This window comes from uncultured Mesonia sp. (assembly GCA_947499595.1).
Classification (GTDB): Bacteria; Bacteroidota; Bacteroidia; order Flavobacteriales; family Flavobacteriaceae; genus Mesonia; species Mesonia sediminis.
The window spans coordinates 1-850 of the sequence record CANMOY010000033.1; the positions used below are offsets into that span (position 1 = coordinate 1).

At 42.4% G+C, this 850-nt stretch carries 2 tRNA genes; both read left to right on the forward strand.

The features are described 5' to 3' along the window. Positions 1-74 (forward strand) — tRNA-Val (locus tag ACH2AZ_RS12430). 26 nt (positions 75-100) lie between these two features. Next, positions 101-175: transfer RNA gene (locus ACH2AZ_RS12435), tRNA-Val, on the forward strand. Positions 176-850: the final 675 nt, after the last annotated feature.

Below are 850 nucleotides of genomic sequence, written 5' to 3' on the forward strand. Positions count from 1 at the left end.
GGCGCGTAGCTCAGTTGGTTCAGAGCACTTGGTTTACACCCAAGGGGTCAGGGGTTCGAATCCCTTCGCGCCCACAACAAAAAGCTTTCACAAAAAAATTGGGCGCGTAGCTCAGTTGGTTCAGAGCACTTGGTTTACACCCAAGGGGTCAGGGGTTCGAATCCCTTCGCGCCCACAAGAAGCACAATCCCGATGAAGACTTTCATCGGGATTTTTTGTTTACATCCACTACCAAGCCCCAGCTTGAAGTAGTGGATGTAAACAAAAAATCTCCAAGCCGCTAAGGCTTGAGGGATTGTATTTCCTATTTTGGTTTCGCTTTGGGATCTTGAATCCCATTTTGTTTTTGCAGTAGTGGATGTAAACAAAAAATCTGCAAGCTGGTAAAGCTTGAGGGATTGTATTTCCTATTTTGGTTTCGCATAGGGATCTTGAATCCCTTTTCCTTATGAAGTAGTGGATGTAAACAAAAAATCTGCAAGCCGCTAAGGCTTGAGGGATTGTATTTCCTATTTTGGTTTCGCTTTGGGATCTTGAATCCCATTTTGTTTTTGCAGTAGTGGATGTAAACAAAAAATCTGCAAGCTGGTAAAGCTTGAGGGATTGTATTTCCTATTTTGGTTTCGCATAGGGATCTTGAATCCCTTTTCCTTATGAAGTAGTGGATGTAAACAAAAAATCTGCAAGCCGCTAAGGCTTGTTGGGATTGTATTTCCAATTTTGGTTTCGCTTTGGGATCTTGAATCCCTTTTCCTTATGAAGTAGTGGATGTAAACAAAAAATCTGCAAGCCGCTAAGGCTTGAGGGATTGTATTTCCTATTTTGGTTTCGCTTTGGGATCTTGAATCCC